Below are 20,966 nucleotides of genomic sequence, written 5' to 3' on the forward strand. Positions count from 1 at the left end.
ATGGCAGGCCGGCTGCAAGGAAAGATCGCAATCATCACGGGCGCCGGCCAAGGCATAGGTGCCGCCACCGCCCGGGCTTTTGCAACACATAGGGCAAAGACCGTCATTGCCGAACTGAATGCGGCAAGCGGCAAAGCGGTCGCCGACGAATTGCGTGCCGGAGGCGCCGACGTATTGTTCGTCGAGACGGATGTCACGGACACATCCGCGGTCGCGGACATGGTCGCCGGCACGATCACGGCCTATGGCGGCGTCGACATTCTGGTCAACAATGCCGGTGCCAACGTGTTCTACGAACCATTGCTGATGCCGGATGAGGAATGGGAGCGCTGCCTCAAGCTCGACCTCCAGGCCGCGTGGTTCTGCGCCAAGGCGGTTTTGCCGACGATGCTGGCGAAGGGCTCGGGGTCCATCGTCAACATAGCGAGCTGTCACGCCTTCCAGATCATTCCCCATACGTTCCCGTATCCGGTCGCCAAGCATGCACTTTTGGGCCTGACCCGTTCGCTGGCCATCGAATATGCCGCACGCGGTATCCGGGTGAACGCGATAGCACCCGGCTATATCGAGACGCCGATCGCGGAAGCCTACTGGAACACATTCCCGAACCCCGCCGAGGAGAAGCGGCGAGCCTACGACCTCCATCCGCCCAAGCGAATTGGCCGGCCGGACGAGGTTGCAATGACGGCGGTTTTCCTAGCTTCGGACGAAGCGCCGTTCATAAATGCCGAGACGATCACCATCGATGGTGGGCGCTCGGTTCTCTACCACGACTAGCAACCACCATTGAGCTCAGGGAGGATCTTCATGAAAACCACAACAAAGGCTTTGGCGACATTTGCGGTACTGGCTGCCGGACTGATGAGTGGCACAGCAAGCGCAGACGACATCAAGATCGGCTACATCAACAAGATGGGAGACCACCCATGGTTCGTCGCCGAAGTCGGCGGCGCCAAGAAAGCGGCTGAGGCGGCAGGGGCCGCGTTCGTGTCGCAGGACGTTCAGTTCGACGCCAATTTGACGATCACGACCTTCGATACGATGGTCGGCGATGGCGTGAAAGGCATCGCCATCGTTGTCCCCGACAAGGCACTGGGACCGGTCATCGCGGAGAAAGCAAAGGCCGCAAAAATTCCCTTGGTGGCGGTGGACGACGATATCTACTACCAGGATGGCACCCAGGTCCCCTATGTCGGCATGAATGCTTACAATATCGGTGCGCGGGTGGGCGAAGAGCTTGCCAAGCTCTACAAGGCTGAAGGCTGGGCGGGCAAAGAAGTGCGCATCGCCTCGATCGAGGACCGCAAGGCCGATACCTGCATGCAGCGCAACAAGGGCGCGGAAGAAGCGTTCCTGAAGGCGGTGCCCGATTTCAAGCCGGGCAACATCGTTCGCGTCCCCTACGACAACACGATGGTCAACGCCATCGACGTGATGACCACCACACTGACGGCCAATCCCAGCGTCACGAACTGGATATTCTATTCATGCAACGATGACGGCGTGCTGGGTGGTGCGCGAGCACTGGAGAATGCTGGCTATTCCGCAGACCAGGGCATGGGGATCGGCATCGACGGGAGCCGCGCCTGCGATGCCTTCGGATCCGGAAAGCCCTCGGCGTTCCGTGGTACGATGTGGCTCAATTCGGAAAATCATGGCGCGCTGGCGGTGAAGATTCTCTTGGCCTCCATCAAGGACGGAACCAAGCTTCCCGTTCAATCCTTCACTGACCCGGAATACATCACCGCCGACAATTTTGCGTCGGACTACAAAGCCAAGCTCTGCCACTGAACCAGATATGCGTCATGCGCCGCAGTGCGCATGACCCTCTTTGGGCCGGCAGTTCGTCGACGGGCACACGGGATCGATCCTCGGGAGTGAGCTTTTGACGCAATCGGATTTCTTCTCGCTCGACAGGATATCGAAGCGCTTCGGCGTCGTGCAGGCGCTCGACAATGTCTCGATTGCCTTTCGGCCAGGAGAGGTGCTTGCCCTGGTTGGCGAGAATGGCGCCGGCAAGTCGACAATGATGCGAATTCTCGAGGGCGTGTTCGCACCGGACACCGGCACCGTGCTGCATGGCTCCACGCCGATCGTTTTCAGCGAACCGCGCGACAGCCACAGAGCCGGAATACGCGTCATCCATCAGGAGCCGGAGATCGTTCCGAACCTGACCGTGGCCGAGAACATTTTCGTCGGCGAATTGCCGCGGTTGGCAGGCGTCCTGCTCGACTGGCACAGGCTCGAGGACCAGACCGATAAAGTGCTTGCGACCTTCGGCATGCAGCAGGATATGCTGCCGCGTCAACTCTGCAGCACACTCGGTCCGGCACAGCGCCAGATGATCGAAATCATGCGCGCCATACGTGCCGGCGGCCGGCTGATCGCATTCGATGAGCCGACCTCGTCACTGACCGACGACGAAGCGCGCCGTCTGTTTTCAGTAATTCGCCGGCTGCGCGGCGAGGGCACTTCGATCGTCTACATCTCTCACAGGCTGAACGAGGTCATCGACCTTGCGGATCGCATTGTCGTGTTGCGGGACGGCCGGCTGGTCGATGATTCCCCCGCTGCCGGTGCCAGCGAGCAGACCATAGCCAAGCTCATGGTGGGCCGCGACATAGCCGATCTGTTTACGCGCGAGACGTGGCAATCGGGGCAACCGTTGCTGGAGGTGACGGGCCTGATCACCGACCACGTCACCGATGTGAGCCTCAAGGTCCGCCGCGGCGAGGTGCTCGGCATTGCCGGCCTTATGGGTGCGGGTCGATCCGAACTGGCAAAGGCGATTGTCGGCTATGATCGGCGCCTCGACGGAACCATAACGATGAATGGTGTGCCCGTTGGCCCCAACAGTCCGCATGCAGCGATCGTGGCGGGCATCGGCTTTGCCCCAGAAGACCGCAAGCACGAGGCGCTGCTGTTGTTCCGAAGCATTCTTGATAACGCCTCGCTTTGCGTGCCCGACAGAACGTCGACCTTCGGCTTCTTCAACCGGCGCAAGGCACTGGAGATCGTCTCACCGCTTGCAGCAAAGATGTCGATCAAGGCGCCTAACCTCGACGAACAGGTTTCGAAATTATCGGGTGGCAACCAACAGAAGGTCGTTCTCGCGCGCTGGCTTGCGCGGCAGCCGATGCTTCTCATCCTCGACGAGCCGACCCGCGGCATCGACATCGGCGCCAAGGCGGAAATCTATCGCCTGATCGACGAACTCGCCGCCAGCGGCATCGGCATAATCCTGATTTCCTCGGAAATGCCGGAACTGATCGGGCTGGCCGACAGGGTGCTTGTTATGGCTGGAGGCCGGATCACGGCCGAACTTTCCCGCCCTGACATCGACGAGGCCACGATCCTGAGACATGCCATGCCTCAATCTGCAGCATCGCTTGGAGGACAAATTCAGTGAACAGCCTTGAGCTCAGGACAGCAACAACGCAAACCGGCAAAAGGCGCGCTTCCTTGCGCATCGCAGAGCGCATCGGCATTCACAACATAAGCCTTCTTGTTGCTCTCGCCATTCTCGTGCTCATTTTCGGCACCCTGAGAGGCGACGTGTTCTTCTCCAGCCGAAACCTGCTGAACATCGGTCTAGGCATTACCATCCTGGGCGTTCTGGCGATGAGCCAGACCGTGGTTATTGTCGCCGGAGGGCTCGATATTGCCGTCGGCGCAATTGTCGGTCTGACCACAGTATCGACGGCAATGGCCATCCAGGCCACCGGATCACCCGCCGCGGGCATTCTTGCCGGCCTGGTCCTGGGCGGTCTTGCCGGCCTCGTGAACGGCATCATCATCACCTATGGGCGGGTCAACGCTGTCATCGCGACTCTCGGTACGATGGCGATCTTCCGCGGCATCGCGTTCATCATGTCCGACGGGCAATCGATCGCGATTTTCAGCGAGACTTTCCGCTTCATCGGGATCGGACGAATCCTCGGCCTGCCTCTGCTGATCTGGATTCTCTTGCTGACCGCGATCGTGTTCCATCTCTTCCTTGCCCGCTCGATCGTTGGCCGCAACATCTATGCCCTGGGCGGCAATCCCGTTGTCGCACGCTTCTCCGGCATCAACATCAACCGCTACCGCGTCGGCATCTACATCATGAGTGGAGTGGCGGCCGGCTTGGCCGGGATTCTGTTGGCTGCCCGTACCGGCTCCGGGCAGCCCGTATCCGGATCCCAAGGCCTGGAACTCGAGGCCATCACAGCGGCCGTTCTTGGTGGCTGCGCCTTGCAGGGCGGCAAGGGCACGATCGTCGGCGCACTGCTGGGCGTCGCCATCATTGGCGTCCTCAACAACGGAATGATACTGACGTCCGTGCCAACCTTCTATCAGTTGCTTGCCAAGGGCTCGCTGCTGATACTTGCTGTGGTAATTGCCGAGTACCACTTGAACAGGACATGACGATGGACGCGGCGATCGCTTCGACTGGCCAAGGCAAGCAGGACATTCCTGCCGCAGATGGCACCACGTCATCGCTCAAGGATCGCATCGCACGCGATCTCGGACAGCGCATCCTCGCCGGCTCCTACGCCCAGCACTCCGTCCTGCCGACGGAAGCCGAGCTTTGCGTTATCTACGGGGCGAGCCGCACCGCGCTTCGCGATGCTCTTCTGACGCTTTCGGCGAAAGGATTGATCGAGGCGCGCAAGCGGGCCGGGACGCGTGTGCGCGTGTCGAGCGAATGGAACAGGCTGGATGCACAGGTTTTGGAATGGATGCGCGATATCGAGCCCGATCTCGATTTCGTCCGAGGATTGATCGAGGCGCGGCTGGTCATTGAACCCGCTGCCGCCCAACTTGCGGCCAAGATGGCGACGTCAGGCGATCTCGCGGTCATCGAAGCGGCCTATGAAGCCATGCGCATTGCTCCGCAGGATGATCTCGCTGCGTGTCTCGATGCCGACGTCAGGTTTCATACGGCCATCCTGCGTGCCAGCCGCAACCCGGTGTTCGCCAATCTCGGCAATATGCTTGCGGCCGCCCTCAGCTTCTCCTTCCGCTTGACCACATCGGCCACCGCTAATTACCAGCAGACGCTGAGCGCGCATGGCGACGTGCTGGAGGCAATCAGGATGCGGAGGGCCGACGATGCACACGATCAGATGAAGGCGCTCATCGGGATCGCGTCGAACGACCTTCTTGCAGTGGCTCGCAAAGGCCGCCATCAACAGCCGATCGCCGCTGCCAAGGCCAATACCGTCTGAAGCGGATGGTCGGGACGATCAAGATCAGAAGCGGAGACCTGTCTGCTGAAATCGTCCCATCGCTTGGGGCAGGTCTTGCGAGACTGGACCATGGACGCGTGCCGCTCTTCAGGCCTTGGCCGAACGGCGGGAGCAGCAACCCGTTCGACCTTGCCTGCAACCTGCTTTTGCCATGGTCAAATCGCATCTCGGGCGGCGGGTTCACATTCGACTGCAAATTCCACGAACTGCCTGCCAATGTTGCACGCGAGCCCTTTCCCATTCACGGCAATGGATTTTCGAGCGAGTGGGACGTCGACAGCATAACGCAGGACAACGCAAAGCTGTCGCTCATCAGCAACGGGCCTGGCCCATACCGATATCGCGCCGAGGTGAGCTACGCGCTGGCCGGACAGGGGCTCGAGCTGAAACTTCGCATCGTCAATCGGGCATCGATCAGATTGCCGTTCGGGCTTGGCATCCATCCATGGTTCCCGAGAACAGCGTTGACCACGCTTCACGCCGCGGCATCACAGGTTTGCATCGAACGGCCCAACCACCTCCCTGAACGGTTTGTGGATATCAAAACCCATCCCGATTGGAATTTCGGCGCCCCGGCCGCCTTGCCGAGCGGATGGATAAACAATGTGTTCGCTGGCTGGGATGGTGTCGCCTCCATATCTTGGCCAGAGCACAGTTGCAGCCTGCGGATTGAAGCTTCATCGCCCTTGAATTTGTACCTGGTCTATTCGCCATCGGACGAGAGCGACTTCTTCTGTTTTGAACCGGTCAGTCATGTTGTCGATGCTCATAATCGGGGTTCGATCGACAAATGGAATGGACTGTCGGTGCTTGGGCCCGGCGAGAGCCTGGCAGCACGTTGCAGCTTTGCCGTCAGTTAGGCGGACCTCTGCGGCGCCCTCGAATTGGCGGATGTCGGCCTGCATGTCCGGTGACAACGAAGCCGTCTTTTCGTCCAAACGGAGCTTGAGAAGAGGGAACTCCGGCGACCGGGAACCCGCGAGCCAGTTCGACGTTTGCCGGATGTCGCTGCGCAGCTCGTCTGCTTGACGGGCCACCAAATGTGCCTGGCAGGATTGGATCAATGACGGATGTTGAACCAAAAGAATTCGTGCTCGCGGGCATCGTCATGAAGCGACTGGTCTCCGGCGAACAGACGGGAGGCTTGTTGAGTCTGTTCGAAAACAGAAGCGACGGGCACACCAAAACGCCAATCCATGTTCATGCGAATGACGACGAGACGGTCTACGTCATCGAAGGGCACTTGACCGCAATTGTGGACGGTGTGGTCCGAACGCTCTCGCCCGGCGAGAGCATGTTTTTGAAGCGGGGCATCCCGCACCAGCTTATGAATCCCGGCAATCAGCTCGTTCGCTATATCCTGATAGACACGCCAAGTGTGTTCGAGCAGTTTCTCGCCGAAGGTGGCCATGAACGCAGCAAGGGAGAGGTGGTCGGGCCGCCAACGCCTGCCGATATCGAGCGGCTCAAAGTAGCCGCGCCGAAGTTTGGGGTTACGCTCCTGCAGGACTGGCCGGCAAGAGAGTAGATGACTTCGTGATGGCGGCTTGGATCGCCGCTAAAGCCGGCCCTTGCCCGAGGAACCGGTATTGGCTAGCCGTCGGCAATCCAATCCGAGAGGCTTCGCGAAAAACTTCGCGGCACGATGAGCTCGCACGCGGTCTCGCCGGTGCGCAGGAAGAGCACGGGCACGTGATGGAGGGATGTTTGCACGGCGCGGCCCGGAGCGGCGGTCGGCGCGTGCCAGTTGACGGCAATGCAGCCGGACAGAAGCCTTGCGATACCAGGGCCGGCCATTTTCAAACGAACACGACCTTCCCCGAGGGGCACGGAACAGCCGAGATCGGGGTCGACGACAAGGGCTGGCGCCTCTGTGCCTTCGTCGAGAGCCAGCCAAAGGCGGCGAGGTGCAACGCGGATGGTCAAAAGGCCCTTGTGGCGAACCGTCTCTCCCACCGAAGCGGGAAGTTTCGTGTTGAGCGACGCCGAGACGCTCTTTTCGAATTGTCTCAGTGTCGCGTCCCAGCCCTCGATCTGGATAAGCGGACAATCCGCCACGGACAGACTGAAATCCCGAGAAGAGGTCAAGCTAGCCATGCAGCCGTTCTCCCTGCGGATCGATGAATACCGGCGAGACAACGCGGGCGCGAACCGTTTCGGCCTTCATCGGATAGACCGCCACGACCTCGCTTCCTTCTGCCGCGACATCACCGGCAAGCAGGGCCAATCCGACATAGCGGTCGAGTTCTGGGCTAAAGGTGATCGAGGTCACCCGGCCGCGGCCATGGCCCTCGATCTTGTCGTCCGGCAGGAACAGGATCGCCCCGCCGCGGAGGCGCTTGCCGTCTTCGGCGCATTCCAGTCCGACCAGCCGCTGGCGCTCAGGCGCCTGATAGGCCTGGCGGCGGCGCAGTACATCGCCGACGAAGCCGCTGCGCTTGCCGGCCATGCGGCCGAGGCCGAGATCGTCGAGCGTCGTGCGCCCATCGATCTCCGGTCCGGCGACATGGCCCTTTTCGACCCGCAGCGCGCCGAGCGCCTCGACACCGTAAGGCTTCAGGTCGAAGGGTGTGCCGGCTTCGAGCAAGAGGCTCCAGAGCTGTTCACCGGCAGTGGCGCCGACATAGACTTCGTAAGCGCGCTCGCCGGAATAACTGAGGCGCAGGATGCGGAGCCCACGGCCCTGCCACTCGCTTTCGAGTAGCCCCATATGCGGAAGCGCCGCGTCGGAAACGTCGAGACCAGGAAAAGCAGCACCGAGGATTGCGCGGCTGTTAGGCCCGGCAACCGACATCGCCGCCCATTCATCGCTGACCGAGGTAACGGCCACGCGCAAATCCGGCCAGGCCGTGTCGAGCAGGAATTCGAGACGCGACAGCACATCGGCGGCCTTGGCGGTCGACGTGGTCATGAAGAACCGGTTTTCCGCTAGCCGCGTCGTGGTGCCGTCGTCGAAGACGATGCCGTCGTCGCGCAGCATGACGCCGTAGCGGGCGCGGCCTATCGCCAGTTTGGCAAAGCCGTTGGCATAGACGCGGTCGAGGAAGATTGCCGCATCCGGGCCCTGGACATCGATCTTGCCGAGCGTGGAGATGTCCATCAGCCCCGCGGTCTGACGCACGGTACGCATTTCGGCAACATAGGCTTCGTTCACGTCGCGGCCCGACTGCCGGTAGAAATAGGGCCGCATCCAGAGCCCGACCTCGAGCATCTCGGCGCCATTCGCCATGTGCCAGTCGTGCATCGGCGTGCGGCGGATCGGCTTGAAATGATGGCCGACGGCGCGTCCGGCAAGCGCGCCGATCGCCACCGGCGTATAGGGCGGGCGGAAGGTCGTGGTGCCGGTCTCGGGAATCGTTGCGCCGCGCAGCGCTGCCATGGCGGCAAGTGCGGGAAAATTGCTGGTCTTGCCCTGATCGGTGCCCATGCCGAGCGTGGTGTAGCGCTTCAGATGCTCGACCGATTCATAGCCCTCACGATGGGCGAGCTCGATATCCCCGGTCGTCACGTCCATCTGGAAATCGACGAAGGCCTTTCCGCGTCCAGCGGGCAGGGCTTCGCGAAGCACGGTCGAGGCGGTCTCACCGAGATCGAGTTTCGATGGAGCGGGCACCGGCGCCGACTTGCCGCAGGAGGCTGCCGCTTCGATGCCGGCGCGATGGCCGTGCTCGACGGCAGCGGCGGTCGCATAAGCTCCTATCATTGCGCCGGCGCCGAACCGGCCCGCCGGAAACGCGCCCGGCACGAAGCCGTCAATGTCGTCGCGATACACAGGTTTGACACCGAGGTGTGAGGTGAGATGCACGGTTGGCGACCAGCCGCCGGAGATGCAGACGAGGTCACAGGCGGCCGAGGATTGTCCCTCCGGTCCATTGAGCGTTACGCGCCTGACGGTATGGCCGCCGTGCAGGTCGACGATGCGCGTTGCGGCCCTCACCACCACGCCGAGCCGTGCGGCTTCCGCGGCAAGTGCTGCGGGCGGGACGGCGCGCAGATCGGCAATCGTCACCTCCGCGCCGGCTGCGGCGTAATCGAAGGCGGTGCGCCAGGCACCGTCATTGCTGGTGGCGACGATGATTTTCTTGCCCGGCAGGACGGCGAAACGGTTGAGGTAGGTCCGCGCGGCCGAGGCAAGCATGACGCCGGGCCGGTCGTTGTTCGAGAACACGATCGGCCGCTCGATGGCGCCGGTGGCGAAAACGATGGCGCGGGCGCGCAGCATGGTGACCGTTTGGCGTGTCTCGCCATTCGGCTGCGGATCGGTTGGATCGCGCTGTTCGACCAGTCCAAGCACATTGCCGTCATAGCTGCCGAAAGCGGTCGTCCGCTTCATCAGCGCGACGGTTTCGAAGCCCTCCAACTCGGCCGCGGCCTGCCTCAGCCATGCGGCCGCTGCGCTGTCGGACGGTTCCGCCAGAAGCTGGCCGCCAAGCAGGAAATCCTGCTCGATCAGCGCGACCCGCGCGCCGGCCGCGGCGGCCGCCCGCGCCGCCGACAATCCCGCCGGGCCGCCGCCGACGATGGCGACATCGGCGAAGGCATGATGAACCTCGTAGCGGTCGGGATCGGGGCCGGTGGCGGCTCTGCCCAGGCCGGCCGCCTTGCGGATGAAATGTTCGTAAAACATCCAGGCGCGGCGCGTCGGGCCCATGAAGGTCTTGTAGTAGAAGCCGGCGGACAGAAACGGCGCGAAAAGGCCGTTGACGCTTTGCACGTCGAAGGCAAGCGACGGCCAGCGGTTCTGGCTCTCCACGACCATGCCGTCGGCGAGTTCCAGCGTCGCCGCCGGCAGGTTCGGCTCGCGCCTGCCGGCGCTCCCGAGCGTAACCAGCGCATTCGGCTCTTCGGGCCCGGCGGAAAAAATGCCGCGCGGGCGATGATATTTGAAGCTGCGACCGACCAGGGTGACGCCATTGGCGAGCAGCGCGGAGGCGAGCGTGTCGCCGCGATACCCAATCAGCTTGCGGCCATCGAAGGTGAAATCTACCGGCACCTCGCGACTGATGCGGCCACCCGCTGGCAGGCGTTTGCGGTTCGAACTCATGCCGGTTGTTTCCTGACAGTCGATTTCCTGGCGAAGTCGACGGATGCGATCGCGTGGTTGCGGGTGTCGCGTTCGACCACCAGCCATTGCCGGCAGCCGGTCACGTGCTGCCAGAATTCACGGTGCGGGCCGGCCGGGTTTGTCCTGATATAGACGTAGCGGTACCAGGCCTCCGGATCGGCATCGTCATGGGTTGGACGCGTGACCGAGGCATCGCCGCCATAGCGGAACTCGTCATGGTCGCGCGGGCCGCAGCAGGGGCATTCGATGCGCAGCATTTTGTCCCGCCTCCTATTGCAGCCAGGCGGAAGGGCCGACACCGGCCTCATCGAGCGTGTGGCCGGTGCGGAAACGATCGAGTCCGTAGGCCGCGATCAGGGGATGCGGCTTGCCGGTGGCGATCGTGTGGGCGAAGCACCAGCCGGAAGCCGGCGTCGCCTTGAAGCCGCCATAGCACCAGCCGCCATTGAGATAGAGGCCGTCGATCGGCGTCGGGCAGATGATCGGGCTGGCATCGGGAGTCATGTCCATGACGCCGCCCCAGTGGCGCAGCAGACGGACGCGCGAAATGCACGGCATCAAAGCAATCGCCGCCTCCGCCACCTCGCGCACGACGCCGAGATTGCCGCGCTGGGCGTATGAATTGTAGCCGTCGAGATTGCCGCCGAAGACCAGTCCGCCCTTGTCGGACTGGCTGACGTAGAAATGGTCGGCGCCGTAAGCGACGACGTGATCTACCAGCGGCTTCAGCGGCTCGGTGACAAAGGCTTGCAGGACGTGGCTTTCGATCGGCAGGTCAAGGCCGGCCTTGGCACCGAGCACGGATGTATGACCGGCAACAGCGAGGCCGACCTTGCCGGCGCCGATCCGGCCTTTCGTCGTTTCGACGCCGACGATACTGTCGCGGTCGCGGAGGAAGCCTGTCACTTCGCAGTTCTGGATTATGTCGACGCCATGGCTGTCGGCGGCGCGCGCATAGCCCCAGGCGACGGCGTCGTGGCGCGCCGTGCCCGCCCGGCCCTGGAAGATGGCACCATGGATCGGAAAGCGGGCGGTGTCGGAAAAATCGAGATAGGGCACGAGACGGCGCACCTCGTCGCGGTCGAGGATATCGGCATCAATGCCATTCAGCCGCATGACATTGGCGCGGTGGCTGAAGCCGTCGAGCTGATCGGCCGAATGCGCCGTGACGAGCTGGCCGCGCTGCGAGAACATGACGTTGAAGTTCAGCGCGCGCGACATGCCCTCCCAGAGCTTCATCGAGAATTCGTAGAACTGGGTGTTGCCGTCGAGCAGGTAGTTGGAGCGGATGACGGTGGTGTTGCGGCCGACATTGCCGCCGCCGACATAGCCCTTTTCGAGTACGGCGACGTTACGGATGCCGTGGTTCTCGGCGAGGTAAAAGGCGGTGGCGAGGCCGTGTCCGCCGCCGCCGATGACGATCACATCATAGGACGGTTTTGGCTCCGCCGCACGCCAGGCGCGCTGCCAATTCTTCTGGCCGGCGAGCGCGTTGCGGAAAATCGAGAGTGCCGAGTAGCGCGCCATGCGTGCGGGCCTATCGAACAATCGGGCCGGCCGGCGTGCGGGTGAGCACTTCGGCGCCCGCGTCGGTCAAAAGTACCGTGTTGGAGACGAAGTCATTGCCGCGACCCGTTCCCATCAGCCATGACAGGATGTGGAAGCTCATCCCCGTTTCGATCTCGAGGTCGGAGCCGTGTCGCAAGCCGGTCACCGAATTGCCGCCGGTCCATGACGGCGGCTGGCCGGCGCCGACAAGGTAGCCGCAGTGATGGCGGCGATAGTGGGAAAGGCCGGCCTCGTCGGCGACGGCCTGCCAGGCGGCGTAAACATCACGCGCCTTGGCGCCCGGCCGCAGCGCCTCGACGACCGCGTTGAAGGCCTTGGCGGTCACCTCCGCCATTGCGGCGTCTTCATCGCTGATGTGGCCGATGCGAACGAGCCGGCCGAGCGGGGCATGGTAGCGCGAGATGCACCCGGACAGTTCGACAAAGACCGGCTCGCCCTTGCGGTAGATTCCGTCGCCCCAGGTCGTGTGCTCTTCACCCAGGCGCGCGGCCGGGCGGATGAACGGTCCGAAGCCCGGCGCATGACCGCCGGCGCGGATCATTGCCGAAACACATTGGGCGGCGACCTCCTGTTCGGAAGCGCCATCGGAGATCGCGGCGATCGCGGCACCGGCGGCGGCGTCCGTCACCTTTGCGGCACGCCGCATCAGCGCCTGTTCTTCGGCGCTCTTCACCCGCCGCATCTCGTCGATCAGACCGGAGACATCGCTCCACGTTGCATCGGCTTGCGTCTGGAGCGCCACGGCAAGTCCATGGCTAAGGCCGGCCGTCCAGTATTCGAGGCCGATCCGCTTGCCCGAGAGGCCGAGCTCCGCAAGCACCCGCGCGGCAAGGTCGGCCGCCGTTTCGCTGTCGGAGTGGCCGCGGAATTCCGCTGCCTTCACCTGCTTCTCGATCGTCACCTTCTCCATCGAGCGGGTGACCAGGACGGGGTTTCCCTGGAGTGGAACGATCAGCAGGTGAGGGGCAAAATACCCCCAGTGATCAAGCCCGGTGAGATAGAAGACGTTCTCCGGCGAGGCAAACACCGCCGCGTCGAGCTCCCGCTCGATCAGTGCAGTACGGACCTTTGCCAGGCGGCCGGCGATTTCGGCTTCGGAAAACGGATTGCGGTCCATCGGGCGTCCTCGTGCTTGTTGCCGGCTTGCTGGCGGGCATGGTCTTTTCGGCAGCCGGTTTCCCGGCCGCCATGTCAGTCGATGACGATGAGGTCGCGCGCCACGTCGCAGAGGCGTTCGCCGCCGCGTTCCGTGACGACGAACGACTCCGAGATGGCGATGCCGAAATCGTCGAGCCAGACGCCGGCCATGAAATGGAAGCACATCCCGGACTGCATCTCGGTAGTATCGCCGGGACGAAGGCTTGCGGTGCGTTCACCCCAATCGGGCGGGTATGCGAGCCCGACCGGATAGCCGACCCGGCTTTCCTTCTTCAGCCCGTTCCGTCGCAGGACTGCCTGCCAGGCGGCTTCCACCTGTTCGGCGGTGTAGCCGGGGCGCGCCTTCTCGAGGCCGGCGTCGACACCCTCGACGATTGCCTTGGCCATGTCGAGGATGGCTAGCGGCGGCTTGCCGAAATGTATGGTCCGCGTCAGCGCCGCGTGATAGCGGCGCCTCACGCCGGCAATCTCCAGAATGGCGGGGCCGCTGTCCGGCAGCGGCGCGTCGGACCACGTCAGATGCGGCGTGCTGGTGCCCTCGCCGACGGGCATCAGCGGACAGATCGCGGCATAGTCGCCGCCCGCTCCGGGCACCCCCATGATCTGCGCGTGATAGATTTCCGCAATGACATGGTTCTGAGGCACACCGGGCCGCATTTTCCCGATGGCGCGGTTCATGGCATGCGTGCAGATCGCACCCGCCTCGCGGATCAGCACCAGCTCGGCTTCGGATTTGACCAGCCGCGCCCAGTTAACGAGATCGTGGTTGTTGGCGAAATGCGCGTCGGGCAGCCCCTCGACAAGGTGGGCGTGGCAGCGCGCAGTGTAATAATGCGCGTCCATCTCGACGCCGATACGGGCCTTTCCCCAGCCGCGCGACCGGATCAGTTGGGCGAGTTCGTCATAAGGGTGTTCGACGGGCTGCTGCACCAGCCGTTCCGAGAACGGCACGATGTTTGTCTCGGGCAGGCCGGTGGTCAGGCGTGCGCTCTTGGCATCCTGCGCCCTGCCGAACCAGATCGGCCGGTCCTCCTCCAGATGGACGAGCACGCACTGCGGAACGTAGAACGACCATCCGTCATAGCCGGTCAGCCAGCACATGTTGGCTGGATCCTGACAGACGATGAGATCGAAGCCGGCTTGTTGCATGCGTGTCTTCACGCCGGCGAGGCGCTGCCCATACTCCGCTTGCGTGAATGTCCCGAAGCCCTTCGCGGTCGCCACCGAAATCCTGCCTTCCAGTACGCCGCTTGCCCTTTGATAAAATATGGGCAAGCAGGCCCAAATTGTGCACAACTCGACGTCAATTTGTTGGCTAACTACGAATTATCGCCGAATTTCCATGGTTTCTATATCTCTGCTTGCGAAATGTCTAGGGCAGTTGTATACGTCTGATCAAGCAGGCGCCGACCTCGAAGAAGGCCGCGCCCTGGGAACCATCCACAGTTGTCCAATGGGAGAAAAGCATGTTCAATTCATCGATATCGCGCCGCATGGTCGTGAAAGCGGCTGCCTGCATCGCGCTCGCCGCGACGTCATTGACCTCGCTGTCCGCTCACGCGGAAACCACCCTCGAACGGGCCAAGAAGGACGGCTACATCCGCGTCGGTTTCGCCAACGAGGCGCCGTTCGGTTACGCCACGCCAGACGGCAAGCTGACCGGCGAGGCGCCGGAAGTCGCCAAGGCGGTGCTCGCCAAGATGGGCATACCGCAGGTCGACGGTGTTTTGACCGAATTCGGCTCGCTCATTCCAGGTCTCAAGGCCGGCCGCTTCGATATCATCGCCGCCGGCATGTTCATCACCCCGAAGCGCTGCGCCGAGATCAACTACTCCGAGCCGTCCTACGGCATCGGCGAGGCTATGCTGGTGGCAAAAGGCAATCCGAAAGGCATCAAGGATTTTTCCAGCATCAAGGACAATCCGGATCTCAAGCTTGCCGTGATGGCCGGCGCCGTCGAAGGCGGCTTCGCCAAGGAAGCGGGCGTTGCCGATGGGCAGATCGTCTCCTTGCCCGACCAGTCCAGCCTGGTCGCCGCCGTCCAGTCGGGCCGCGCCGATGCTGCCGCGCTTACCGCCCTTTCGATCGCCGACATGGCCAAGAAGGCCGACGGTGTCGAATCGACCAAGCCCTTCGGCGAGGTCGCCGGCAAGTCGGTGAAAGGCCATGGCGGCTTCGGCTTCCGCAAGGAAGACACCGACCTGCAGCAGGCTTTCAACGCCGAGCTGAAGAAGTTCATCGGTTCGCCGGAGCATATCGCGCTGGTCGAGCCACTCGGCTTCGGCAAGGATTATCTGCCCAACAAGACCACCGCAGAGCTCTGCGCTGGCAAATAGGTTCCCAACTGCTGGCGGCGCGAAAGCGCCGCCCTTTTTTCCCGGGGGAATCGCATGGGAATCCGTACGCTCATTGCCATGCTGGTCATCGCGCTGGTCGTGATCGGCGCGTTGGCAACGCAGGACAGCTATAGAGTGTTCATGCCGGGCCTGCTGCAAGGCGCGGTCCTGACGGTCGAGATCGCCGTCCTCGGCAGCCTGCTGGCAATTATCATGGGCGTGCTTGCAGCACTTGCAAGGATGTACGGCCCGACGCCGCTCAGATGGCTGGCCACGGTTTACGTCGAGATCTTCCGCGGAACGTCGGCGCTGGTGCAATTGTTCTGGCTGTTTTTCGTGCTCCCGCAATTCGGCGTCACGATCAACGCATTCGTTGTGGCGGTGCTGGCGCTCGGCCTCAATGTCGGCGCTTACGGATCGGAGTGCGTGCGCGGCGCGATCCAGTCCGTCGCCCGCGGCCAGTGGGAAGCGTGTACTGCATTGAACATGAGCCGCCCGCAGATGCTGCGCCGGATCATCCTGCCGCAGGCCTTTGTCGCGATGATCCCGCCCTGGGGCAATCTGTTCATCGAGCTTCTGAAATCGACGGCGCTGGTCTCGCTGATCACGCTTTCGGATCTCGCCTTCAAGGCGCAGCAAATGAACCAGAACACGTTCAAGACCATTCCGATCTTCACCCTCGTTCTTTTGATGTACCTGGCAATGTCGCTGGTTGTGACCATCGGCATGCGGCTTCTTGAAAGGCGAGCGTCGCTCGGACTGGCGCGGGGGAAGGCGGCATGATCTGGGATTGGGGATTTGCCCTGGAAATCCTGCCGGTGCTTGCCCGCGCCGCCGTCATTTCCATCGAAGCGACGCTGATCGGCTTTGCGCTTGCCGCCTCGCTCGGCCTGGTGCTGGCCGTTGTCCGCATCGCCGTGCCATGGACCAGCTGGACGATTTCGGTGCTGGTCGAGCTGATCCGCTCGACCCCGCTGCTCATCCAGATATTCTTTCTCTATTTCGTCTTTCCGAAATTCGGTGTCGTGCTCGACGCTTTCACCGCCGGGGTGCTGGCCATCGGCATCCACTACGCCGCCTATTGCTCCGAGGTCTATCGCGCCGGTTTCGACAACATCCATCGCGGCCAGTGGGAAGCTTCGATCGCGCTCAATCTCTCGTCCTGGACGACGTTCCGCGACATCATCATTCCGCAGGCGATCCCGCCGATCGTTCCGGCGCTCGGCAATTATCTGGTGGCCTTGTTCAAGGAAACGCCGTTGCTTTCCGCAATCGCCGTGATGGAACTGATGCAGACCGCCAAGATCATCGGCTCCGAAACGTTCCGCTACACCGAGCCGATCACGCTGGTCGGCCTGTTTTTCCTTGCCATGAGCCTGGTTTCGGCGGCGCTCATCCGCTCTCTCGAAGGGCTGCTCAACCGGAGGACCACCCGATGACTGAACAACCGATGGTCCGCTTCGACAATGTATCGAAACGCTACGGCACGTTAACCGTTCTCGACGGGCTCAATCTCGAAATAGCGCGCGGCGAAAAAGTCTCCGTCATCGGTCCGTCGGGTTCGGGCAAGACGACGGTGCTGCGCATGCTGATGACGCTGGAGACGATCAATGACGGCGTCATCTGGGTCGAAGGCGAGCCGCTGACCCATATGGAGAGGAACGGCAAGCTTGTTCCCGCCGATCTCGCCCACATCCGCAAGATCCGCGCCAAGATCGGCATGGTGTTCCAGTCGTTCAACCTGTTTCCGCATATGACAGCGATGCAGAACTGCATCGAGGCGCCGATAACGGTGCTCGGAATGAAGCGGGCGGACGCCGAGGCAAGAGCGGCCGAACTGCTGGAGCTGGTCGGTCTGGCCCAGAAGAAGGACCACTATCCGTCACAGCTTTCTGGCGGCCAGCAGCAGCGCGTCGCCATCGCCAGGGCGCTGGCAATGCGGCCCAAGATCATGCTGTTCGACGAGGTGACGTCGGCGCTCGACCCGGAGCTTGTCGGCGAAGTGCTGCAGGTGATAAGGCAAATCGGGCGCGAGCATGATCTCACCATGCTGATGGTCACCCATCAGATGGGCTTCGCCAAGGAGTTTTCCGACCGCGTTTGTTTCTTCTATCAAGGCAAGATCTGCGAGCAGGGGCCGCCAAGCGAACTGTTTGGTGCTCCCAAGAACGAGCGGACACGGCAATTCCTGCATGCTGTCCTGGAGGCTGGGTGACGATCGAGACAGAGGCCAAGCCGCCCACGACGGTGACCGCCGCGCCGCCGCGCCCGCTCTCCGCGCGGGAGCGGTTCGAGCGCATCTACCGGATATTGCGCGACCGCATCTGCCTGCTCGATTATGCGCCGGGAAGCCACCTGTCCGAGGAAGAACTTGCCCAGGAATTCCAGATCAGCCGCACGCCGGTCCGGCGCGTGCTGGCGCGCCTTGAATCCGAGGGTCTGGTTCAATCCGTCCACGGCGTCGGCACGATCGTCACCGACGTCGACATCGAGGAATTGCAGCAGGTCTATCATTTGCGCCTGGAGCTGGCGCTCCTCGTCGGCAAGCTTTCGCCGATTCCGCGCACGGCGGACGATCTTGACCGGATACGGGCGCTCATCGCGCGCTGCGATGCCGATATACTCAATCCCGACCAGCGCGCTTTCCTGCGCCTCAACATGGATTTTTTCTACGAGCTCACGGCGATGACCGGCAACCAGCCACTGCGCGAGATCAGCGAGCGCCTGTATTTTCAGGTCGCGCGCGTCGTCCTGAAGCTGATGCCGCAATTGGGCCTCGTCGAGGAATTCACCGCATTCCGCCGCGAAATGGAAGAGGTCCTTGCCGCGGCCGAAATCGGCGACTGGGAGTCCATCGGGCACATAAGGCGGGCGCATATCTCAATGAGCTTCCGCCGCATGATGCGCCATGCAGGCGAGGCGAATCTGGATAGAGCTACATAATCAGCCCCGTAAGATTATGCTGGTGGACTGCCGTCGAACTGGCTTCGTTTGCCAGGGAAAGCAGGCCGCCCGCCCCGATGCCGATAGAATTTGCCAGCACCGGGAATGACCGGAACGGCCCGATCCTACAGGGCCATACCTGCCCTCAGAGAGCGTCCTCATTCGGTATGTTGGCGGGGTTCCAGACGACCTCCCACAGGTGTCCGTTCGGATCGCGGAAGTATCCGGCATATCCGCCAAAGAACGTGTCCCGGGCAGGCTTGATGATCTCGGCTCCGGCGCGAGCGGCCTCATCCATCACTTGATCGACTTCTTCGCGGCGCACAACGTTGTGTCCGACTGTGAACGAGGTCGAGCTGATCGGCGCCTTGGGCAGGCCAGTGTCGTAGGCGAGGTCGTCCTGCGCCCAGATCGCGAGCTTCAACCCGCCGGACAGCGTGAAGAACGCGACGGCGCCATGCTCGAACTCGCGGCCGATGATCCCTTCCGTCGGCAAGCCGAGACCGTCGCGGTAGAACGCCAGAGAACTCTCGAGGTTGGCGACAGCGATAGTCAAAACCGAAATGCGCGGTTTCATGGCGATCTCCTCTGGTTGTCGGAGACACCAGGATAAAGTCGGGCGACAGTGACGAATTGAACAAAACGGCCAATGAAGAGCGCGACGTGGTTTCACCCGTTCTGCAGCAGGTGATGAATCTGTCGCGGGGTGCTTCCCGTCAGGCGTCGGCTCTCGCGGACAAGATGCGCCTGATCGGAATAGCCCGCCTCGGCTGCCAGGATGGCCGTGGCGCTGTTTGATTGGCTCGAAAGCCGCAGAAAGCGCTGGTAGCGGAGGATACGGTCAAGCGTCTTGGGGCCATAGCCGAAGCTCTCGTCGAAGCGCCGGCGCAACGTCCTTTCGCTCATCTCGAGTGCGCGCATCAACCAAGGGACGAGCGGCGCGTCGGGTGGCGGCCCGCGCTCGATCAGGCGATATGCCGCCTGCATGGGAACGTCTGGCGCGCGGGAGGCCGCCTCCTCGGCGACGACCTGTTCGAGCGAACAGGCCAGATCCTCGAGATTGTCGCCTGCGCGCACGCGGCTGGCGAGGCGCCGGGCTCGCGCGCCCCATAAATCGTCGAGCAACAGCCTCTGGCCGACAAGCTCGATTTGTGGCACGCCGAGCCATGCCGCCGCCGTGGCAGGATGAAAGCGCAAGCCGATCACGATCTCGCCTGCCGCCAGGACCTCGGTCTGCGGCTCCTTGTCGGGGCCGGCAATTCGGAAGCTGCCTCCGATCCATTGCAGGTCGATCGTTGCATCGGGCATGACGACGATTGGCGGTGCGCCCGCCGGGTCCATTCGATGCGCCCACACCGAAGCAAAGCTCCCGTGAAGCCGCGCCGACGCTGGACGTTGCTGAAATGAACCCGTTGCCTGCGCTGGGACGGGATCGCTCATCTCGCTCCTCTTCGGATTACCGGCGGTGAACCTACGACGCAGTGGCTGCGCCCGCCGTCGCTCGAGACAACAATCTGCACGACCGACAACGTCTGCCAATCGAAAACGGTTGCAAGAATCGGTTGTTTCTTCCGGCCGGAAGGAAGAGGGTAGGTGAATAATCATGTCAGATGCATCGCCTCGGCGGCGCCGTGTGAAGCCATACGTCGATGGCCGTTTTGTTCAATCCGGCAGGCGAGATGCGTGCTTATCTTTCGCCGTCGTACATCACACGAGAGGTATGCATCATGAGCAACAACAACGATCAACGGATCGACTACGTCGAATTCAACGTGAAAGACATTCAGCGGTCACGCGACTTCTACGGAAAGGCCTTCGGCTGGACCTTCACTGACTACGGCACGCAATATTGCGAGTTCAACGACGGGCGCTTGTCAGGTGGCTTCGCCGCTGGCCCAGCGAGGTCCGGAGGAGGCCCGCTCGTCATTCTCTATGCCGATGATTTGCCGGCAACGGTCAAGCGGGTCGAGGAAGCGGGAGGCACGATCGTCAGGCCGATTTATGGGTTCCCCGGCGGCCGGCGCTTTCATTTCGCGGATCCGGATGGTTACGAGCTAGCGGTTTACACCGAGGACGGCAGCAAGGAATGATCGCGTTCCTCCACCACCTTGGATTGGTTTTGCTCGGCGGCGTCTTTATCTGGGCGGGCGCCGAGCATTTCCTCAGGTTCCGGGCAGTTACAGCGTCCCTGGCCGAGCGGGGCTTTCCTGCTCCCAGGCCTCTTCTCGCGGCCGGATCGGTGCTGGAGATCGCAGGCGGCTTTTGCCTAGCAGCGGGCCTTGGTGGACCCTTTCCCGCCGCGACCTTGGCCGTATTCACCATTGCGGCGTCGTTCATGGCGCTCAACTTCTGGCGCTACAGCGGCGATGAACGCGAAGCGCTTCGTACCGGCTTCACCATCAATGTCGCCGTCTTGGGCGGGTTGATTGTCGCCGCGACCACTAGCCTGTGATCATCGTTTCGAGGCGGCGGGCCACTGGACCACGACAGAGCCATTCCACGACGCTGCGCTGCTTGGGCATTTCGTTGATGGCTTCCGCAAGGCCGATCTTCCGGCGTGACCTCCTAAACGGCCAGCTTTGAACGCGGCGCTCTGTACAAAGCCTGCGTCAGGATCGCGACGATGAATCCCATCCCCTGCGATCCTCCTCTAAGGTCCGGCGC

General features: G+C 62.5%; 22 protein-coding genes. 14 read left to right on the plus strand and 8 right to left on the minus strand.

What is annotated here, in order from left to right:
* From NKH49_RS02450 to NKH49_RS02480, 7 genes are all read left to right on the plus strand, one after another.
* Window positions 1-777 carry an SDR family oxidoreductase gene (locus NKH49_RS02450; RefSeq protein ID WP_352470580.1) on the plus strand — a complete coding sequence of 259 codons (777 nt, stop codon included), beginning with the start codon at window positions 1-3 and terminating at the stop codon, window positions 775-777.
* 30 nt (window positions 778-807) lie between these two features.
* The gene (locus tag NKH49_RS02455) at window positions 808-1,791 is read left to right on the plus strand and encodes a substrate-binding domain-containing protein (protein ID WP_352612514.1); all 984 of its coding nucleotides are present in this window, start codon (window positions 808-810) and stop codon (window positions 1,789-1,791) included.
* A 94-nt stretch (window positions 1,792-1,885) separates the two neighbouring features.
* Entirely contained in the window at window positions 1,886-3,409 is a 1,524-nt protein-coding gene (locus tag NKH49_RS02460; RefSeq protein ID WP_352612516.1) for a sugar ABC transporter ATP-binding protein, read from the plus strand.
* 53 nt (window positions 3,410-3,462) lie between these two features.
* A complete protein-coding gene (locus tag NKH49_RS02465) occupies window positions 3,463-4,407 on the plus strand; it encodes an ABC transporter permease (protein ID WP_352612518.1) in 945 nt (314 codons plus the stop codon).
* Window positions 4,408-4,409: 2 nt separating this feature from the next.
* Window positions 4,410-5,210, plus strand: coding sequence for a FadR/GntR family transcriptional regulator (locus tag NKH49_RS02470; RefSeq protein WP_352470576.1), 801 nt, complete (start codon window positions 4,410-4,412; stop codon window positions 5,208-5,210).
* 5 nt (window positions 5,211-5,215) lie between these two features.
* Window positions 5,216-6,091, plus strand: coding sequence for an aldose 1-epimerase (locus NKH49_RS02475; protein WP_352612520.1), 876 nt, complete (start codon window positions 5,216-5,218; stop codon window positions 6,089-6,091).
* 203 nt (window positions 6,092-6,294) lie between these two features.
* Entirely contained in the window at window positions 6,295-6,759 is a 465-nt protein-coding gene (locus tag NKH49_RS02480; protein WP_352612522.1) for a cupin domain-containing protein, read from the plus strand.
* A gap of 65 nt (window positions 6,760-6,824) precedes the next feature.
* Here the strand turns inward: NKH49_RS02480 and NKH49_RS02485 are convergent, their stop codons facing one another.
* The 6 genes from NKH49_RS02485 to NKH49_RS02510 form a co-directional block, all read right to left on the minus strand.
* Window positions 6,825-7,328 (minus strand): sarcosine oxidase subunit gamma, encoded by a 504-nt coding sequence (locus tag NKH49_RS02485; protein WP_352612524.1) that lies wholly within the window; start codon window positions 7,326-7,328, stop codon window positions 6,825-6,827.
* A complete protein-coding gene (locus NKH49_RS02490) occupies window positions 7,321-10,275 on the minus strand; it encodes a sarcosine oxidase subunit alpha family protein (protein WP_352612526.1) in 2,955 nt (984 codons plus the stop codon). The genes NKH49_RS02485 and NKH49_RS02490 overlap by 8 nt, the downstream gene beginning before the upstream one ends.
* Window positions 10,272-10,553, minus strand: coding sequence for a sarcosine oxidase subunit delta (locus tag NKH49_RS02495; protein WP_352470571.1), 282 nt, complete (start codon window positions 10,551-10,553; stop codon window positions 10,272-10,274). Before NKH49_RS02495 ends, NKH49_RS02490 begins: the two co-directional genes overlap by 4 nt.
* A gap of 13 nt (window positions 10,554-10,566) precedes the next feature.
* Window positions 10,567-11,823, minus strand: a complete 1,257-nt coding sequence (locus tag NKH49_RS02500; RefSeq protein WP_352470570.1) for a sarcosine oxidase subunit beta family protein — start codon at window positions 11,821-11,823, stop codon at window positions 10,567-10,569.
* A gap of 10 nt (window positions 11,824-11,833) precedes the next feature.
* Window positions 11,834-12,982, minus strand: a complete 1,149-nt coding sequence (locus NKH49_RS02505; RefSeq protein WP_352612529.1) for a M24 family metallopeptidase — start codon at window positions 12,980-12,982, stop codon at window positions 11,834-11,836.
* A gap of 74 nt (window positions 12,983-13,056) precedes the next feature.
* Window positions 13,057-14,247 (minus strand): M24 family metallopeptidase, encoded by a 1,191-nt coding sequence (locus NKH49_RS02510; RefSeq protein ID WP_352470568.1) that lies wholly within the window; start codon window positions 14,245-14,247, stop codon window positions 13,057-13,059.
* Window positions 14,248-14,489: 242 nt separating this feature from the next.
* Between NKH49_RS02510 and ehuB the strand changes: the two genes are divergently transcribed.
* Genes ehuB through NKH49_RS02535 form a run of 5 tightly spaced genes read left to right on the plus strand, consistent with a single transcriptional unit; the run spans window position 14,490 to window position 18,302 of the window.
* Window positions 14,490-15,359: an ectoine/hydroxyectoine ABC transporter substrate-binding protein EhuB gene (gene ehuB / locus NKH49_RS02515; RefSeq protein WP_352470567.1), complete on the plus strand. Its 870-nt coding sequence runs from the start codon at window positions 14,490-14,492 to the stop codon at window positions 15,357-15,359.
* 54 nt (window positions 15,360-15,413) lie between these two features.
* Window positions 15,414-16,142, plus strand: a complete 729-nt coding sequence (gene ehuC / locus NKH49_RS02520; RefSeq protein ID WP_352612531.1) for an ectoine/hydroxyectoine ABC transporter permease subunit EhuC — start codon at window positions 15,414-15,416, stop codon at window positions 16,140-16,142.
* A complete protein-coding gene (gene ehuD, locus NKH49_RS02525; RefSeq protein WP_023674259.1) occupies window positions 16,139-16,798 on the plus strand; it encodes an ectoine/hydroxyectoine ABC transporter permease subunit EhuD in 660 nt (219 codons plus the stop codon). The genes ehuC and ehuD overlap by 4 nt, the downstream gene beginning before the upstream one ends.
* Complete coding sequence (gene ehuA / locus NKH49_RS02530) at window positions 16,795-17,574, plus strand: ectoine/hydroxyectoine ABC transporter ATP-binding protein EhuA (protein ID WP_023717024.1); 780 nt, start codon at window positions 16,795-16,797, stop codon at window positions 17,572-17,574. Before ehuD ends, ehuA begins: the two co-directional genes overlap by 4 nt.
* Window positions 17,571-18,302, plus strand: coding sequence for a GntR family transcriptional regulator (locus NKH49_RS02535; RefSeq protein WP_352470565.1), 732 nt, complete (start codon window positions 17,571-17,573; stop codon window positions 18,300-18,302). Before ehuA ends, NKH49_RS02535 begins: the two co-directional genes overlap by 4 nt.
* Before the next feature lie 145 nt (window positions 18,303-18,447).
* Here the strand turns inward: NKH49_RS02535 and NKH49_RS02540 are convergent, their stop codons facing one another.
* Window positions 18,448-18,879 carry a VOC family protein gene (locus NKH49_RS02540; protein WP_352470564.1) on the minus strand — a complete coding sequence of 144 codons (432 nt, stop codon included), beginning with the start codon at window positions 18,877-18,879 and terminating at the stop codon, window positions 18,448-18,450.
* Between the two features lie 92 nt (window positions 18,880-18,971).
* Window positions 18,972-19,643, minus strand: coding sequence for a helix-turn-helix domain-containing protein (locus NKH49_RS02545; RefSeq protein ID WP_352470563.1), 672 nt, complete (start codon window positions 19,641-19,643; stop codon window positions 18,972-18,974).
* 383 nt (window positions 19,644-20,026) lie between these two features.
* Here NKH49_RS02545 and NKH49_RS02550 point away from each other — a divergent pair, with 383 nt between their 5' ends.
* Together NKH49_RS02550 and NKH49_RS02555 are read left to right on the plus strand one after the other, a co-directional pair.
* Window positions 20,027-20,392 carry a VOC family protein gene (locus NKH49_RS02550; protein WP_352470699.1) on the plus strand — a complete coding sequence of 122 codons (366 nt, stop codon included), beginning with the start codon at window positions 20,027-20,029 and terminating at the stop codon, window positions 20,390-20,392.
* On the plus strand, window positions 20,389-20,754 hold the full coding sequence (locus tag NKH49_RS02555; protein WP_352470562.1) for a DoxX family protein: 366 nt from the start codon (window positions 20,389-20,391) through the stop codon (window positions 20,752-20,754). The genes NKH49_RS02550 and NKH49_RS02555 overlap by 4 nt, the downstream gene beginning before the upstream one ends.
* Window positions 20,755-20,966 lie beyond the last annotated feature (212 nt).

Source organism: Mesorhizobium sp. M1088 (assembly GCF_040318575.1).
GTDB lineage: Bacteria > Pseudomonadota > Alphaproteobacteria > Rhizobiales > Rhizobiaceae > Mesorhizobium.

Excerpts from the sequence above, each read along its gene's own strand:
- NKH49_RS02450 (WP_352470580.1), top strand. The coding sequence starts at position 1 with ATGGCAGGCCGGCTGCAAGGAAAGATCGCAATCATCACGGGCGCCGGC.
- NKH49_RS02455 (WP_352612514.1), top strand. The coding sequence starts at position 808 with ATGAAAACCACAACAAAGGCTTTGGCGACATTTGCGGTACTGGCTGCC.
- NKH49_RS02470 (WP_352470576.1), top strand. The coding sequence starts at position 4,410 with ATGGACGCGGCGATCGCTTCGACTGGCCAAGGCAAGCAGGACATTCCT.
- NKH49_RS02475 (WP_352612520.1), top strand. The coding sequence starts at position 5,216 with ATGGTCGGGACGATCAAGATCAGAAGCGGAGACCTGTCTGCTGAAATC.
- NKH49_RS02480 (WP_352612522.1), top strand. The coding sequence starts at position 6,295 with ATGACGGATGTTGAACCAAAAGAATTCGTGCTCGCGGGCATCGTCATG.
- NKH49_RS02485 (WP_352612524.1), bottom strand. The coding sequence starts at position 7,328 with ATGGCTAGCTTGACCTCTTCTCGGGATTTCAGTCTGTCCGTGGCGGAT.
- NKH49_RS02490 (WP_352612526.1), bottom strand. The coding sequence starts at position 10,275 with ATGAGTTCGAACCGCAAACGCCTGCCAGCGGGTGGCCGCATCAGTCGC.
- NKH49_RS02495 (WP_352470571.1), bottom strand. The coding sequence starts at position 10,553 with ATGCTGCGCATCGAATGCCCCTGCTGCGGCCCGCGCGACCATGACGAG.
- NKH49_RS02500 (WP_352470570.1), bottom strand. The coding sequence starts at position 11,823 with ATGGCGCGCTACTCGGCACTCTCGATTTTCCGCAACGCGCTCGCCGGC.
- NKH49_RS02505 (WP_352612529.1), bottom strand. The coding sequence starts at position 12,982 with ATGGACCGCAATCCGTTTTCCGAAGCCGAAATCGCCGGCCGCCTGGCA.
- ehuB (WP_352470567.1), top strand. The coding sequence starts at position 14,490 with ATGTTCAATTCATCGATATCGCGCCGCATGGTCGTGAAAGCGGCTGCC.
- ehuC (WP_352612531.1), top strand. The coding sequence starts at position 15,414 with ATGGGAATCCGTACGCTCATTGCCATGCTGGTCATCGCGCTGGTCGTG.
- ehuD (WP_023674259.1), top strand. The coding sequence starts at position 16,139 with ATGATCTGGGATTGGGGATTTGCCCTGGAAATCCTGCCGGTGCTTGCC.
- ehuA (WP_023717024.1), top strand. The coding sequence starts at position 16,795 with ATGACTGAACAACCGATGGTCCGCTTCGACAATGTATCGAAACGCTAC.
- NKH49_RS02540 (WP_352470564.1), bottom strand. The coding sequence starts at position 18,879 with ATGAAACCGCGCATTTCGGTTTTGACTATCGCTGTCGCCAACCTCGAG.
- NKH49_RS02545 (WP_352470563.1), bottom strand. The coding sequence starts at position 19,643 with ATGGACCCGGCGGGCGCACCGCCAATCGTCGTCATGCCCGATGCAACG.
- NKH49_RS02555 (WP_352470562.1), top strand. The coding sequence starts at position 20,389 with ATGATCGCGTTCCTCCACCACCTTGGATTGGTTTTGCTCGGCGGCGTC.